Source organism: Actinacidiphila sp. bgisy144 (genome assembly GCF_057708105.1).
Window position 1 is genome coordinate 20,753 of record NZ_JBYIRM010000026.1, and the last position, 14,808, is coordinate 35,560.

The following is a 14,808-nucleotide window of genomic DNA, read 5'->3' on the forward strand; positions in this document are numbered from 1 at the left end:
GGGGCCGGACCGGCGGCACCGCGCGGACGGGTCCTGGACCACTTTCCGGCCCCCGGCGACGCCGTTTCAGAGCGGGAACTACCGGACCGGGATGATCACCATGGCAGGGCAAGTGCCAAAAACACCGGCGGGCGTACGCCCGTTGGCCGCCGCGGTCGACCGACTCCGCATGGTGGCGCGGTGGTGGGGGTCGCGCCCGGCGGCGACCAGGGACCGCGAGTTCGCCGTCGTCTTCAGCGTGCTGTCGTTCACCGAGCCGCTCTCCCGGATCGGGGCGCGGTTCGGCGACCTGCCCACGCACGGCGCCTCGGTGGCGAGCGTGCTGCTGACCCTGGGGCAGACCCTGCCGCTGGTGGTGCGCACCCGCTGGCCGGCCATCTGCCTCGCGGTGGCGGGGAGTTCGTTCGCGGTCCACGAGTCCCTCGGCTGCCCGCCGACCGTCGGCGGCCTGGGGCTGTACATCGCGCTGTACTCGGTGGGCGCCCTCCAGCCGCGCCTGCGGCGGGTGGTGCCGGCGCTGGCGACCGGCGGTTACGTGGTCTTCAGCGTCGTGCTGCACGCGCTGGGGTCGCCCGAGGGGCTCACCGACTACGTTCTGTTCTACTTGGCGCTGGCCGCGGTCTGGGGCCTGGGGCTGCTGGTCCGGGGGCGGCGGGCGCAGGAGGCCGAGCGCCGGCGGCTGTCCGCCGAAGCCGCCGTCGCTGCCGAACGGCACCGGCTGGCCCGGGAGTTGCACGATGTGGTGACCCACCATGTGACCGCGATGGTGGTGCAGGCGGGAGCGGCCCAGTACCTCACCGGGGCGCCGGACCGCGTCGGCGAGGCCCTGGCCGCCATCAACGGCACCGGCCGCCGCGCCCTGGCCGAACTCCGTTTTCTGCTGGGCGTGTTGGAGGCGACCGGTGACGCGGACCCCCGAGCGCGTACGCCGGTGCCGGGCCGGGTGCCCGATCTGGTGGAGCAGACCCGAGCAGGCGGCCAGCCGGTCGAACTGGTCGAGGACGGAGAGCAGCCGGCCATGGCCATAGGCGCCCGGCTGACGGCCTACCGCGTCGTACAGGAATCCCTCACCAACGCGGTGAAGTACGCGGCGGGCCGGCGCACGCTGGTGCGGCTGATCCACACCGCCGACTGGACGGACGTCGAGGTCACCACGGCCGGGACCGCCGACGGCGTGCCCCCGTCCGCGGCGGTACGGGCGGGCGGCCCGCACCTCTCCGGCGGTCGGGGGCTGACCGGGCTGCGGGAGCGGGTGGAGATGCTGGGCGGGGAGTTCGCGGCAGGGCCGGGGCCGGACGGGTTCCGGGTGTATGCGCGGATTCCCACCGGGAGCTCGTTGCCCGGCCGGCGCGGTGGGCAACCGGCCGAAGCGCAGTGCGATCAGAAGGAGGCGTCATGAGTGTGCCGGCCGCGGTGACCCGGGTGCTGGTCTGCGAGGACCAGGGGCTGGTGCGTGCCGGCTTCGTCACCATTCTCGACTCCCAGCCCGACATCGAGGTGGTGGGCGAGGCGGTGGACGGCAGGGCGGCGATCCGGCAGGCGGAGCATCTGAAGCCCGACGTGGTGGTGATGGACATCCGGATGCCGCTGCTCGACGGGATCGAAGCCACCCGCCACCTGGCCGGCCCGGAGTCGGCAAGTCCCGCGCGCATCCTGGTGGTCACCACCTTCAACGTGGACGAGTACGTCTACGAGGCGCTGCGGGCCGGCGCCAGCGGCTTCATGCTCAAGGACGCCCCGCCGCCCGAACTGATCAACGCGGTCCGCACCGTGGCCCGTGGCGAGTCCCTGCTGGCCCCCGCGGTCACCCGCGCCCTGATCGGCCGCTTCGCCGAACGGGTCCGCCCCTCGGCCGCCGCCGCTTCCCCCGAGCGCGACCGGCTCAAGGTCCTCACCCCCCGCGAGCAGGAGGTGCTGCTGCTGATCAGCGAGGGACTGTCGAACGCGGAGATCGCCGCCGCGCTGGTGATCAGCCACGAGACGGTGAAGACCTACGTCTCCCGCATCCTCACCAAGCTGGACCTCCGCGATCGCGTCCAGGCGGTCGTCCTGGCGTACCGGGCGGGGCTGGCCGGGGGAGGTGAGGGGCACCGGCGGAGCTGACGGCCGCCTTCGTCCGATCGGAGGGGCGGCGGCATGCCGTTAACCCGGATGCGCGGGGCGGGGGCGGTGGCTAGGGTGCGGGGGCGGGGCGGGAACGGCGTTCCGCGCGGCCACGGCCGGCCTGCCCTCGCGCATCGGAGACGTACTGCCGTCATGACGTCACAGCTCCTCGCCCTGAGTATCGACGCGACCGCGCCGGAGCGGCTGGCCCGCTTCTGGTCCGCCCTGCTGGGGTGGGAACCGGAGGAGGGCGGGGCCGGCACCGTACTGGTGCCCGGCGACGACACCGGCTTCCTGCTGCGCTTCCTGCCGGTGAAGGAACCCAAGGACGGCCAGAACCGGGCGCACTTCGACCTGACGAGCAGCTCCCCGGACGAGCAGCGGCGCACCGTGGCACGGGCCTTGGAGCTCGGCGGGCGGCATACGGACGTGGGGCAGCGGCCCGAGGAGACGCATGTGGTCCTCGCCGACCCCGAGGGCAACGAGTTCTGCGTGATCGCCGCCGGCAACACCTTCCTCGCGGACTGCGGCTTCGTCGGCGCCCTGGCCGGCGACGGCACCCGGGAGGTGGGGTACTTCTGGAGCCGGGCACTGGACTGGCCGCTGGTGTGGGACCAGGACGAGGAGACCGCGATCCGCTCACCCCGCGGCGGCCCGAAACTCACCTGGGGCGGCCCGCCGCTGATGCCGCGCTCCGGCCGGGACCGGGTGAGGTTCGAACTGGTCGCGGGGGAGGGCGAGGAGTTGGACGCGGAGGTCGGGCGCCTGCTCTCGCTGGGCGCGACCCGGGGCCGTACCACCGCGGCCGAGCCCGGGTGGGTGGACCTCCTCGACCCCGACGGCAACGAGTTCCGGGTGCGCGCGGACCGCGGGAAGCAGGCCGGCGCATGACCCTCGCCCATGACGTGACCGGCGACGGCCCCGCACTGGTGCTGCTGCACTCCGGCGTGTGCGACCGCCGCATGTGGGACCCGCAGTGGCCGATGCTGGCCGGCGCCGGATACCGGGTCGTACGCTGCGACTTCCGCGGCTTCGGGGCGTCCCCGCTGACCGGCGGGCCCCACAACGACCCCGAGGACGTCCTCGCGCTGATGGACACCCTCGGCATCGCCCGCGCCGCGCTGCTCGGCTCCTCCTACGGCGGCCACGTCGCCCTGGAGATCGCCGCGCGCCACCCCGAGCGGGTGGCCGCGCTCGCCCTGCTGTGCGCCGGGCAGCCGGGGTACGAACCCAGCGCGGAACTCCGCGCGTTCGGCGAGCGGGAGGACGCGCTGCTCGCCGCCGGCGACGTGGCCGGCGCCGTCGAGCTGAACGTGGCGACCTGGCTGGGGCCCGAGGCGGACGAGCCGGCCCGTACGGCGCTGCGCACCATGCAGCGCCGCGCCTTCGACGTCCAGCTCGCCGCGCCCGACGGCGCCGGGCGGCGCGAGGTGCCGGTCGACCTCGCGGCGGTGGCGGCGCCGTGCCTGGCGGTGTCCGGCGGGCAGGACCTCGCCGACTTCCGCGCGATCGCGGCGGGGCTGCCGCAGGTGCTGCGCGGCGCGGACGTCCGGCACGTCGAACTGCCCTGGGCCGGGCACTTCCCCGGCATGGAGCGGCCGGCCGAGACCGCGGAACTGGTGGCCGGCTTCCTCAACGACGCCTATCCGGCGGCGGGTTGAGCAGGAACGGGCGGCTCAGTCGCCGGTGGTGCCGTCGGCCATCTCCCGCAGGATGTCGATGTGGCCGTTGTGCCGCGAGGTCTCCTCGATGAGGTGCATGAGCACCCAGCCGAGCGTGACATGGGTGCCGTCCCGCACCGGGCGCTTGGCGATGGCGGACAGCTCCGTCGCGGCCACCAGCTCCCGGTAGCGGGCGCTCTGCTCCTCGTACGCGGCCACCAGCTCCGCGAGCGGCGTCTGCGCGCCCACCCGCATCTCCCGGTCCGGGTCCTCGTCCGTCCAGGGCGCCTGCGTGTCCTCCTCGCCGAGGAAGATGACCTGCATCCACCAGTACTCCACCCACCGCAGATGGCTCAGCAGCCCGCCGAGCGTCATCAGCGGCGACCCCGGCAGCGGTGCCCGGGCCGCGTCCTGCGCGGACACCCCCGCGCACTTGGCCACCGCGGTGGCCCGGGCGTAGTCCAGAAACGTGGTCAGCATCGTCCGCTCGTCGAAACGCGCGGGCATGTCCGTTCTGCTCATCCCCCCATCCAACCACCCGCGCCCGCGGCCGCGCGCGGTCAGCTCTCGGCGCGGGTGAGGGCCACGTCCAGGACGACGAGGAGGGCGTCGCGGACCGAGCCGCGCTCGCGGGCGTCGAAGGCGATGACGGGGACGTGCGCGCCGACGTCGAGGGCCCAGCGGACCTCGTCGAGGGAGTGCTCCACGCGCCCGTCGAAAGCGTTGACGGCGACCGCGAACGGTATCTGGCGGTGCTCGAAGTAGTCGACGGCGGCGTAGCAGTCGTCGAGCCGCCGGGTGTCCACGATCACCAGGCCGCCGAGGGCACCCTCCACCAGGTCGTCCCACATGAAGCCGAACCGCTCCTGGCCCGGGGTGCCGAAGAGGTACAGCTTCAGACCGGCGTCGATGGTGATGCAGCCGAAGTCCATCGCCACGGTGGTCGTGGTCTTGTACGGGGTGTGGCTGAGGTCGTCGACCCCGGCCGCGACCTCGGTGATGGCCGCTTCGGTGGTGAGCGGGCTGATCTCCGAGATGGAGCCGACCGCGGTCGTCTTGCCGACCCCGAACCCGCCGGCCACCACCATCTTCACCGGCAGCGGTGCGGTGCCGCCGGGCGCCTCAGTAGGCGGTGTCATGGAGCGTCCCCCGGGAATCGGGGATGGTGCGGAGACCATCAATAACCCTTCGCAATACGGAAACGTCGCGGCCGATGTCGGCCTTCGGCACGTACACCGAGAGGTGGCCGCCGGCCGAAAGGTCCTCGGCCAGCACCCGGACCACGTTCAGGTGCAGATGCAGCCGTGCCGCGATCTCGGCCACCGACTGCGGCCGGCGGCAGGACGCCACGATGTCGTGGCGCTCGAACGACATCAGGTTGAGCCGTTCCAACCCAGTGGCGGTCGCCACGAGTTGGGTCTCGACCGGCATCGGCGGCACGGCTCCGGTCCCGGCGTCCGTGCCGGCCACCCGGCCGGCGGTCACCAGGAACGGCCGTACGGCGGGTGCCCGGCCGACCGGTTCGTCACCGGCGCCCATGGGCCTGCACCTCCTCGTCGTGAGCCGCCGGCGTGTCCCCGGCGGGGGCGGCACGCGCGGCCGCGCTTACGTCAACTGCCCGCACGGCGGCCACCCGTGCGTCGACCACCCGCACGGCGCCGGTCCGTACGAGGACACCCCATACGGGAACGGCCGTTACGTCAACGGCGCGACGGCAGGCCGACCGAGTTCTTCAACTCCAGCACCAGCTCGGGGTTGAGCGCGGCCCCGGCCCGGTTGGCGAACACCGTCATCTCGTAGGCGATGTTCCCGAGCTTGGCCTCCTTGGAGGTCACCACGCCCAGGACGGCGCCGCTGCCGATCGCCGAGACCAGGATGTGGCCCTGCGCCAGGTCGATGATCACCTTGTTCAGCGGGCCGAGTCCGTAGCTGCCGGCGGCGCCCGCCGCGAGGCTGGTCATGCCGGAGACGATCGCGGCCAGCCGCTCGGAGTCCGCCGAGTCGCGCAGTTGGGACACCGCGATGAGCAGGCCGTCGGAGGAGACGGCGATGGCGTCGACCACCCCCGCGGTCTCCGTGGCGAAACGGTTCAGCAGCCAGGTGAAATCGGCTGCGGCGGCCCGCAGATCGTCGGGCCGGCCACCTGTCGGCGTTGTCACTCTTCGGCTCCTTCCGGGAACCCCGTGGTCGGTGTGGTGTGGCGGCTGTGGCCGGTGTCGGCCGCCGCGCTGTCGCGGTTGGCCCGCTCGACCGCGGCCTCGAACTCGTCCAGCTCGAAGCGGACCTGCTCGGCGTCGGCGGCGGGGCGGTGGGCGGTGGGGGAGGGGCCGGCACCGGCGGCCGCGCCGAGCGTGGCGTGGAGGGTCGCGCCCTTCACCCGGCGCCGCAGCGGGCGCGGCGCGCCCCGGTCGACCGGCGAGGAGCCGGACGGACCGGACGAGGGTGACGACGGGGCGGACGGTGCCGTGGGGAACGTCGGCGACATCGGCGACGCGGGGGGACGCGGGGAGTGGGGACCGGTGGCGGCCATGGGCGGCAGCGGTGCCGCCGACGGCCGGGGTTGGGGCTGCTGGGGCTGCTGCGGACGGGGTTGGGACTGCGGCTGGGCCGGCCGGCCGGCGGGCGCGCCCGCGCCGCCCTGCGGCCCGGCGAAGCCGGCGGGGGCGCCCGGACGGTTCGCACCGGAGCCGGACCCGGACCCGGCACCGGGTACGGCGCCAGGCGCGGCCCCGGCCCCGGCCCCGGCTCCGGAGCGGCGCGGCAGGTTCGGAGCCCCCATCACCCCGTCCACGCCCATCCCGTACCCCAGGACCGGGCCGCCGCCCGGCTGCACCCGCGCGGACGGCACGGCGGCGGAGCTGATCGCCGCGGTGCGCTGCGGCACCCGGCGCGGCAGCGGCGCGGGCCCGCCCTCGCGCGGTGCCTCCTCGCGGGGCGCCGACGGGCGCGGCTCAGGCCGGTGCTGCTCAGGCCGGTGCGGCTGCTCGCCGCGGAAGGGCTCCTCGCGGGGGGCCTGTTCGCGCGGCGCGTCACCGCGGAAGTCGTCCTCGCGCGGCGGCGCGGCGTGCCGCCCGCCGCCGCGGCGCGACTCGGCCGGCGGGGCCGGGTGCTCGCGGCCGTCGGTCAACTGCGGCATCCGGGAGGCGTGGCGGGGCGTGCGCGCGGCCCGCTCGCCGCGCTCGGCCAGGTCGCCGCGCTCCAGCTCCGCGGCCCGGCCCCCGTACGGCAGGTCCCCGTACGCGGGGCCGGCCTGGTACGCCTCGCCCTGCGGCCGGCCGTTGCCGTAGGCGCCGCTGGCGTAGGCCCCGCCGCCGTACGCGCCGTTGCCGTAGGGGGCGCTGTCGTACGTACCGCTGGGCTGCGGCTCCTCGCGGTAGGGCCGGACCTCGCGCGGGCTGTTGTCGTACGGGGCGACCTCGTACGACCTGCCGCCGCGCGGCTCGCGTCCGGCGCCGCTCGGGTGCTCGAAACCGGCTCGCCCGCCGGCTCGCCCAGCAGCTCGGCCGTCTGCTCCGATGCCGGCTCCCGCCCCGGCCTGCGCGCCGGAGGGCTGCTGCGACTCGGCGTAGGGGCTGGCCGACAGCAGCTGCGCCGCCGGGATCGCGACCTGCGCGGTGACGCCGCCGCCCTGGGTGCGGGTCAGCACGACCCGCACGCCCCAGCGCCGGGCCAGGCTGCCGACCACGAACAGGCCGAGCACCTTGGTCGGCACCAGGTCGAGGCGCTCGCGGCGCACCAGCCGGGCGTTCTCCTCGGCGAGCCGGTCCGCGCTCATGCCCAGGCCGTGGTCGGCGATCTCGACCACCGCGCCGTCCGCGCGGGCGCCCACGACCACCTCGACGGGGCTGCGGGCGGGGGAGAACGCGACCGCGTTCTCCAGGAGTTCGGCGAGCATCAGCGTCAGGTCGGCGATGATGTCCGGCGCGACGGTGACCTCGGTCTCGGCGTGCAGGACGACCCGCTCGTAGCCTTCGATCTGGCCGAGCGAGGCGCGCACCACGTTGGTCAGCGGGGTGGGCTCGGTCTCCGAGCCGGACTCGCGGATGTCGGCGAGCAGCATCAGGCTGTCGGCGTTGCGCTGGAGGCGGACCGCGAGGTGGTCGATGCGGTAGAGCCGCTCCAGCAGCGCGGGGTCGGTCTCGCCGCGCTCGATCGCGTCGATCAGCGAGAGCTGGCGGGCGGTGAGGTTGCTGACGCGGCGGCCGACGTTGCCGAACATCTCGGCGGTGTTGCGGCGGCTGAGCACCTGGCGTTCCAGCAGCGCGGCCGCGGTGGTCTGCACCCGGTTGAACGCCGCGGCCAGGTCGCCGATCTCGTCGCGGGCGGTGGCCGGCATCTCGCGCAGCAGCGCCGGGCTGTCGTCCGACGCGTCGTCGTCGGCGACCCGGGCCAGTTCGCGCCCGGCGACCTCGGCGACCTCCGCGGCCACCCCGGTCAGCGCCTGCACCGGCCGGATGACCGAGCGGCGGATCGCGACCGACAGCGCCAGCCACAGTGCGAAGGCGACCAGCGCGGCGGCCAGCAGCCAGGCCGCCCGGTACCAGGCGTTGCTGGACGCGCTGTCGGCCCGGTCGGCGATCTGGCCGATGAGCGAGTTGGTGACGCGCAGCCGGCTCTCGGCCTGCTGCTGGTACTGCGGGTACGCCTTGAGGGCGGAGGTGAACGCGGCCTTGATCGCGCCCGGGCCGTTGGCCACCAGGGTGCTCGGGTCCACCTGGAGGCCCGCGTACTGCTGCGAGATGGTGTTCCAGGCCGTGCCCTGCTCGATGGCGCCCAGCTCGGACGCCTGCCGCGCGGTGGCGTACCGGCCGAACCGGGCCGCCTCGGTGGTGTAGACCTGCTCGGCGCCGACCGCGCTGACGAACTCGATGAGCGCGTTCGCGTCGCCGGTCTGGGCGGAGAACACGCTGGTCTCGAAGGAGCTGTGCGAGGCCTCGGCGCGCAGCAGCGAGTCGAGCAGGTTGCCGGTGCGGGACGTGGACAGGTTGGTGTCGGTGTCCAGGCCCAGGCCGTCGATCAGGTCGTCGATCACCGAGGTGTACGCCGGGTCGATGTTGTCGGCCGGCAGGTAGCTCTGCTCGACGGTGCTGCGCAGGCTGCTCAGGCCCGCGATCTCCTTGAGGACCTGGCTCTCGGCGGACGGCAGTCGCGACCCGAACGCCTTGCGGACCGCGGTGACCTGGCGGTCCACCGCGCTCTGGGCGCCGCGGTAGGCGGTCAGCGAGGGCCGGGAGCCGTTGGTGGCGGACTCGTAGCGGACTGACAGCAGCAGTGCCTGCTGGTGCTCGGACTCGACCCGGTCGACCAGCGTGGCGACCTGGCGGCTGCTGCGGACCAGCTGGGCCGCGGAGCCCGCGTCCCTGGCCTGCCCGACCAATCCGTAGATCACATAGCCGAGCAGCAGGGCGATCACTACGAGCGGAACGCCGAGCAGGACGTCGAGCTTGCGGCGGAAGGGCCGGCGGTCGGCGAACCGGGCGAGTGCGGATGTTCGCGGTGAACGGCCCCCTGGTGCCGGGACATCCGGTACCGGATGCTCCTGCTCCGGTCCGTTCGCTCCGTTCGCGGACACGACGCGCCCTCCTCCGTGACTTCGACCACCCGGAGCACTCTAGCTGTGTGGAAGTGGCCGAAAAACTTCCCGTGCCAGTCCGGGAATGGTCGCCAACTGCCCGGAGACTACCTCGTCTTGCGGTACGGCAACTGGCCGGCAGATCAAGATCCTGTTACGCACGTACCCGCCCGAGTCGGCAGAAAATCGACTTTGTCGCAGGTCAGCGCGGTGCGCTCCGACCGCCCGGCCGGCCGCCGCGGTCGCGCCGATGCCAATCAGTGACCAGGGTTCGCTTGACTGCGACGGAAGCTGCTGGATTGGATCGTCGGCAGGCATGTTTCGAACACCGTTGATCATCTTTCGAACACCGAGGCGGAAGCGGAAACCGTGACAACTCGCGAGAACAGCACCTGGACCAGCCCGAGCTACCGCCGACTTGCCGCGGTGGCGGCGGTCGCTGCCGTGGCGGCGCCACTGCTGGCAGGCTGTTCCTCCTCGTCGGACAGCGGCAGCGGCGGCGACCCGCTGGCCGGGAAGAAGGCGTCCGGCGGCACCGTGGTCGTCGGCTCCAACAACTTCGCCGAGAGCACCGTGCTCGCCTACATCTACGGCGAGACGCTCAAGGCCAAGGGCATCAAGGTCAGCTACAAGCTCAACATCGGCACCCGCGAGACCACCTACGGGATGCTGAAGAACGGCACGCTCACGGTGCTGCCGGAGTTCAACGGCGCCCTGCTGTCGTACCTGAACCCGAAGGCGGTGGCGAAGACCGCGGCCGAGACCGACGCCGCGATCACCGCCAAGCTCGACCCGAAGCTGGCCGTGCTCTCCGACTCCCCGGCGCAGGACAAGGACTCGGTGACGGTCAACGCCGCCACCGCGAAGAAGTACCACCTGACCGGGTCGTCCTCGATCGCCGACCTCGCCGCGATCAGCAAGGACATCGTGATCGGCGGCTCGCCGGAGTTCCAGACCCGGCAGCAGGGCCTGGTGGGCCTGAAGTCCGAGTACAACGTGGTGCCCAAGTCGTTCAAGGCGCTGGACGCCGGCGGCCCGCTCACCGAGTCGGCGCTGAAGAACAACAACGTCCAGGCCGCGGACATCTTCACCACGGACCCGACGATCACCGCCGAGAAGTTCGTCACGCTCCAGGACCCGAAGAACCTCTTCGGCTTCGGCAACGTGCTGCCGCTGTACTACAAGACCGGGCTGAACCAGACCGGGATCGACGCGCTCAACAACGTGTCGGCGAAGCTCGACACCGCGAAGCTGCTCGACCTCGACACCCAGGTGCAGACGGAGAAGAAGGACCCGCTGGCCGTCGCGCAGGCGTGGCTGAAGTCCATCGGCATCACCAGCTGAACCGGGCGCCGCACCACCCGGGCCGCCGGCCGAGTCGCCGGCCGTCCCGGGCCCCGGGGTCCCGCTACCACGGAACCCCGGGGGCGGCGCGCGACGCGCCGAAGGCCCGGCGTAGCATCTCGACGCGCACGGTCGATCCGGCCGTGCGGCACGCGAGTTCACCCTCCACCTCTCAGCACGGGCCCCGCCGGAGGCGACCATGGGAACACCCCCTGAGTCGTCGTCGCACCGCGGCCCCGAGGCTCCCCCCGCGCCCCGGCGCGCGGGTGCGGCGCCCGGAAACGCGGTCCTCGACGGCTTCGGCCTCGACGCCGACGGCGTCGCGCTCCTCGCCGACGGCGTGACCGAGCCCGCCGTCCCGGCCGAGGCGTACGCCCGGGCCGAGCGCTCCTGGCACACTGCCCGCCGGCTCGCCGCCTCCGGCCGGATCTACGGCCGCGACACCGGCGTCGGCGCCAACCGGATGGTCTTCCTCAGCGACGAGGACAAGGACGAGCAGGACCTGCGGCTGCTGCGCAGCCACGCCGGGGGCGTCGGCGCGCTGCTGCCGGCCCGCGAGGTCCGCGCGATGCTCGCGGTCCGCGCCAACCAGGTGCTCGCCGGCGGCTCCGGACTGCAACCCGCGCTGGTGCGGGCGATGGTCGAGGCGCTGCGGCTGCATGTGCACCCGGCGGTCAACGAGTTCGGGGCGGTGGGCACCGGCGACCTGACGGCGCTGGCGCAGACCGGGCTGACGCTCATCGGTGAACGGCCCTGGCTGGCCGACCCGGTGGGGCCGCTCGGCCCGGAACTGGACCCGATCGGGCCGGAGGCCGGCGCGGGTGCGGACGGCGGCGCCGGTGCGTACGGCGGCGGTTCGCCGGACGGCGCGGGCGCGTACGACCAGGCGCCGGTGGGGGTGCACGCCGATCCGTACCCCGGCGGCGGGCCGCTGGTGCCGCCGCGGACCAGCGCGACCGCGCCCGGACCCGCGCCCGTCGCCCTCCAGCGCGGCGACGGCCTCGCCCTGATGAGCAGCAACGCCCTGGCGCTCGGCCAGGCCGCGCTGGTCTGCCACGACATCGACGTGCTGCTGCGCGCCTCGCACGCGGTCGCCGCGCTCTCGCTCGCCGCGGTCGGCGGCTCCCTGGAGGCGTACGCCGCGCCGGTGCACGCTCTGCGCCCGTACGCCGGGACCCGGCACGCCGCCGCCGAGGTGCGCCGGCTGCTCGGGCAGCCGGACCGGCCGCAGGTGCCGGGTCGGCGCATCCAGGACCCGTACGGCTTCCGGGCGTTCCCGCAGGTGCACGGGCCCGCGCTGGAGTCGGTCGGGGCGCTGCGCCGGGTGGTCGGCGTCGAGATCAACTGCCCGCCGGAGAACCCGCTGATCAGCGAGGACGGCGGGCCGGACGGCGGGCCCGCGGTCCACCACCACGGCGGGTTCTTCGCCGCGCCGCTCGGCCTCGGGCTCGACCAGCTCGCGCTGTCGGTGCTCCAGACCGCGCGGCTGTCCGCCGCGCGCCTCGGGCACCTCGGCGACCCCGACATCACCGGGCTGCGGCCCTTCCTCGCCGACGGCCCGGCCGCCAGTTCGGGGATCATGATCCTGGAGTACAGCGCCAACTCCGCGCTCGCGGAGCTGCGGGCCGCCGCGTCCGCGCCCGCCTCGGCCGGGCACGCCGTCATCTCCCGCGGGCTGGAGGAGGCGGCGAGCTTCGCCTCGCAGGCGGCGCGGCAGGCGCTGCGCGCGGCGGGCGCCTACCGGCTGGTGCTGGCCTGCGAACTCGTCGCGGCTGTACGGGCGTTGCGTACCCAGCCGTCGGCGCTGCTCGCCGCGGACGCGCCGGTCCGCGCGGTGCTGGACTCGCCCGGGCTGCCGTCGGCGCCGGGGGACCGCGCGCTCACCGCCGACGTGACCGCGGCCACGCTCCTGCTGCCCGCGCTCGCGGCGCTGTGACCGCGGCGCTCTGACCGCGGGCTGCCCCAGCGGGCTCCGCCGGCTCTGATCGCCTGCTCCGACCGCCGGTAGGGCCCGGGTTCAGCCCACGTCCCACAGCCGTACCGTCCTGCTCGCGAGCGCGACCGTCTTCCCGTCGGGGCTGAACGCGAGGGACCGCACCCCGCCCGGGTGGCCCTTGCTCGTGGCCATCACGGCGTAGGTGGGGAGGTTCCACAGCCAGGCGGTGCCGTCGCTCATGCCCCCGGCGAGCGCCTTGCCGTCGGGGCTGTAGGCGACCGCGTTCGGGGCGCCGGAGGGGGTGGTGACGGTGGTGACCACCGAGCGGCCGGCCAGGTCCCACACCGTGGTGCCGTTGCCGGACAGGGTGCTGCCGCCGCCTGCGAGGTTCCTGCCGTCGGGGCTGAAGGCGACGGAGGCCATGGTGGCGACGAGGCCGGTCTTCCCGCTGACGAGGAGCGCCGTGTAGTCGAGGGTGCGGCCGGGGTGGGCGGTGACCTTCCACAGGCCCACCTGGTAGTCGCGGCTGTCGAAGGCGCCGCTGGCCAGGGTCCGGCCGTCGGGGGAGAAGGCCAGCGAGTCCAGGATGACGCCGTCCCCGGTGAGCAGGGTGCGGAACGCGCCGGACGGCAGGTCCCACAGGGCCGGGTACAGGGTGCCCGAGGTGGCCAGCGTCTTCCCGTCTGGGCTGATCGCCAGGTGCTCCACCGTGTCCCCCGGGGACAGGGTGGAGAACGCGGTGCGGGTGGCGACGTGCCACAGCCGCACCGTGCTGTCCTCGCCTCCGGTGGCCAGCATGGTCCCGTCGGGGCTGAACGCCACGGCCTTCACGGCGCCGGTGTGGCCGGTGAGCGTGGCCGTACGGCGGGTGGCGACGTCCCACAGGCGTACGGCGTGGTCGTCGCAGCCGCCCGCGAGGGTCCTGCCGTCGGGGCTGAACGCGATCGAGTTCACGCCGCCCTGGTAACTGGTGAAGTCCGCGGCGCTGCCTGTCGCGGTGGACTTGGCGCCGGGGGCAGGGGTGGACTTGGCGTCGGCGCCGCCGTGGTGGCCGCCGGGGACCAGGAGCGCGGCGGTGGTCGCGCCCGCGGCGGCCACGGCGAGGCCGGCGGCGCCGAGCAGGAGGGCGCGGCGGCGGGTGGCGGGCGGGGCCGGGGGGTTGGTGACCGGGGGCGGGACCAGGGCGGTTTCGGTGGTGAGGTCGGAGGCGGGGGCCGGAGATGCGGTGGGAGGGTGCGCCGGGGTGGCCGGTGCGGTGGGCGTCGGGTCGGCGGGGGCCGGGACGGCGTCCTCCGTGCCGGCGAGGTCGCGCAGGCGGCGCCCCAGGGTCGCGGCGTCGGGGCGCTGCTCGGGGTCCTTGGCCAGCGCGGCCAGGATGAGCGGCGCCAACGGCCCCGCCTCGCGCGGCGCTTCGGGTTCGCGGGTCAGCACGGCGGCGATGACGGCGGTCAACGTCGGCCCGTCGAACGGCGGGTGGCCCTCGACGGCCGTGTACAGCGTCGTCCCCAGCGCCCACACGTCGCTCGCCGGTCCGCCCGGCCCGCCCTCCAACTGCTCGGGCGCCATGTACTGCGGGGTGCCCACCATGGTGTGCGTGCGGGTCAGCCGGGTCGTGGCGTCCAGGATGCGGGAGATGCCGAAGTCCGTGAGGACCGCGCCCTGCGCGGCCAGCAGCACGTTGTCCGGTTTCAGGTCGCGGTGCACCACGCCCGCGGCGTGCGCGTGCGCCAGTGCCTCGGCCATCCGCGCGCCGACCGCCGCCACCCGGTGCCGGTCGAGCCGTCCCTCGCGCCGGACCGCGTCGCCCAGCGACCCGCCCCGGACGAACTCCATGACGATCCAGGGGACCTCGTCGTCCTCCACCGCGTCGTGCACGGTCACGATGCCCTCGTGGCTCAGCCGCGCCGCCGTCCGCGCCTCCGCCGTCGCCCGCCGGATCAGCGCCTGCCGCTCGTCCTCCGCCAACTGCGGTGCCAGCACCACTTCCTTGACGGCCACCTCGCGCCCGAGCACCTCGTCCAGGCCGCGCCACACCCGCCCCATCCCGCCCCGCCCGACCACCTCGACCAGCCGGTACCGCCCCGCCACCACGCTCCCCGCCCGCTCCGTCACGCCCGCCACCCTAGCCCCGCCCCCACGCCCCAACCACTCCCCGAACAGCGCGGGCTCGCGGGCGTGTTGGGCGCCGCGCC

General features: G+C 74.6%; 12 protein-coding genes. 6 read left to right on the plus strand and 6 right to left on the minus strand.

Translation table 11 applies throughout. From position 1 onward, the window contains the following. The first annotated feature begins 100 nt into the window (after nucleotides 1-100). From AC3EVP_RS26415 to AC3EVP_RS26430, 4 genes are all read left to right on the plus strand, one after another. Nucleotides 101-1,399 carry a sensor histidine kinase gene (locus tag AC3EVP_RS26415; RefSeq protein WP_435133866.1) on the plus strand — a complete coding sequence of 433 codons (1,299 nt, stop codon included), beginning with the start codon at nucleotides 101-103 and terminating at the stop codon, nucleotides 1,397-1,399. Further along, nucleotides 1,396-2,103: a response regulator gene (locus AC3EVP_RS26420; protein ID WP_435133869.1), complete on the plus strand. Its 708-nt coding sequence runs from the start codon at nucleotides 1,396-1,398 to the stop codon at nucleotides 2,101-2,103. The genes AC3EVP_RS26415 and AC3EVP_RS26420 overlap by 4 nt, the downstream gene beginning before the upstream one ends. Before the next feature lie 153 nt (nucleotides 2,104-2,256). Further along, on the plus strand, nucleotides 2,257-2,994 hold the full coding sequence (locus AC3EVP_RS26425) for a VOC family protein (RefSeq protein ID WP_435133872.1): 738 nt from the start codon (nucleotides 2,257-2,259) through the stop codon (nucleotides 2,992-2,994). After that, nucleotides 2,991-3,764, plus strand: coding sequence for an alpha/beta fold hydrolase (locus AC3EVP_RS26430; RefSeq protein WP_435133875.1), 774 nt, complete (start codon nucleotides 2,991-2,993; stop codon nucleotides 3,762-3,764). Before AC3EVP_RS26425 ends, AC3EVP_RS26430 begins: the two co-directional genes overlap by 4 nt. Before the next feature lie 15 nt (nucleotides 3,765-3,779). Here the strand turns inward: AC3EVP_RS26430 and AC3EVP_RS26435 are convergent, their stop codons facing one another. The 5 genes from AC3EVP_RS26435 to AC3EVP_RS26455 all read right to left on the minus strand — a co-directional run bounded on the left by AC3EVP_RS26435 (nucleotide 3,780) and on the right by AC3EVP_RS26455 (nucleotide 9,336). Beyond that, nucleotides 3,780-4,286, minus strand: coding sequence for a DinB family protein (locus tag AC3EVP_RS26435; protein WP_435133878.1), 507 nt, complete (start codon nucleotides 4,284-4,286; stop codon nucleotides 3,780-3,782). Nucleotides 4,287-4,324: 38 nt separating this feature from the next. Beyond that, a complete protein-coding gene (locus AC3EVP_RS26440; RefSeq protein ID WP_335977014.1) occupies nucleotides 4,325-4,903 on the minus strand; it encodes a GTP-binding protein in 579 nt (192 codons plus the stop codon). Then, entirely contained in the window at nucleotides 4,887-5,303 is a 417-nt protein-coding gene (locus AC3EVP_RS26445) for a DUF742 domain-containing protein (protein ID WP_335977012.1), read from the minus strand. Before AC3EVP_RS26445 ends, AC3EVP_RS26440 begins: the two co-directional genes overlap by 17 nt. A gap of 161 nt (nucleotides 5,304-5,464) precedes the next feature. Then, entirely contained in the window at nucleotides 5,465-5,923 is a 459-nt protein-coding gene (locus AC3EVP_RS26450; RefSeq protein ID WP_335977009.1) for a roadblock/LC7 domain-containing protein, read from the minus strand. Further along, nucleotides 5,920-9,336: a sensor histidine kinase gene (locus AC3EVP_RS26455; RefSeq protein ID WP_435133883.1), complete on the minus strand. Its 3,417-nt coding sequence runs from the start codon at nucleotides 9,334-9,336 to the stop codon at nucleotides 5,920-5,922. Before AC3EVP_RS26455 ends, AC3EVP_RS26450 begins: the two co-directional genes overlap by 4 nt. A 369-nt stretch (nucleotides 9,337-9,705) precedes the next feature. Between AC3EVP_RS26455 and AC3EVP_RS26460 the strand changes: the two genes are divergently transcribed. Both AC3EVP_RS26460 and AC3EVP_RS26465 read left to right on the plus strand, forming a co-directional pair. Further along, nucleotides 9,706-10,680, plus strand: coding sequence for an ABC transporter substrate-binding protein (locus AC3EVP_RS26460; RefSeq protein WP_435133886.1), 975 nt, complete (start codon nucleotides 9,706-9,708; stop codon nucleotides 10,678-10,680). A 199-nt stretch (nucleotides 10,681-10,879) separates the two neighbouring features. Then, nucleotides 10,880-12,616 carry an aromatic amino acid lyase gene (locus tag AC3EVP_RS26465; RefSeq protein ID WP_435133889.1) on the plus strand — a complete coding sequence of 579 codons (1,737 nt, stop codon included), beginning with the start codon at nucleotides 10,880-10,882 and terminating at the stop codon, nucleotides 12,614-12,616. 81 nt (nucleotides 12,617-12,697) lie between these two features. Here the strand turns inward: AC3EVP_RS26465 and AC3EVP_RS26470 are convergent, their stop codons facing one another. Beyond that, nucleotides 12,698-14,728: a WD40 repeat domain-containing serine/threonine protein kinase gene (locus tag AC3EVP_RS26470; protein ID WP_435133892.1), complete on the minus strand. Its 2,031-nt coding sequence runs from the start codon at nucleotides 14,726-14,728 to the stop codon at nucleotides 12,698-12,700. Between the last annotated feature and the right edge of the window lie 80 nt (nucleotides 14,729-14,808).

What these genes read in the sequence shown, in the direction of transcription:
- AC3EVP_RS26415 (WP_435133866.1), top strand. Translation starts at nt 101, where the DNA reads ATGGCAGGGCAAGTGCCAAAAACACCGGCGGGCGTACGCCCGTTGGCC.
- AC3EVP_RS26420 (WP_435133869.1), top strand. Translation starts at nt 1,396, where the DNA reads ATGAGTGTGCCGGCCGCGGTGACCCGGGTGCTGGTCTGCGAGGACCAG.
- AC3EVP_RS26425 (WP_435133872.1), top strand. Translation starts at nt 2,257, where the DNA reads ATGACGTCACAGCTCCTCGCCCTGAGTATCGACGCGACCGCGCCGGAG.
- AC3EVP_RS26430 (WP_435133875.1), top strand. Translation starts at nt 2,991, where the DNA reads ATGACCCTCGCCCATGACGTGACCGGCGACGGCCCCGCACTGGTGCTG.
- AC3EVP_RS26435 (WP_435133878.1), bottom strand. Translation starts at nt 4,286, where the DNA reads ATGAGCAGAACGGACATGCCCGCGCGTTTCGACGAGCGGACGATGCTG.
- AC3EVP_RS26440 (WP_335977014.1), bottom strand. Translation starts at nt 4,903, where the DNA reads ATGACACCGCCTACTGAGGCGCCCGGCGGCACCGCACCGCTGCCGGTG.
- AC3EVP_RS26445 (WP_335977012.1), bottom strand. Translation starts at nt 5,303, where the DNA reads ATGGGCGCCGGTGACGAACCGGTCGGCCGGGCACCCGCCGTACGGCCG.
- AC3EVP_RS26465 (WP_435133889.1), top strand. Translation starts at nt 10,880, where the DNA reads ATGGGAACACCCCCTGAGTCGTCGTCGCACCGCGGCCCCGAGGCTCCC.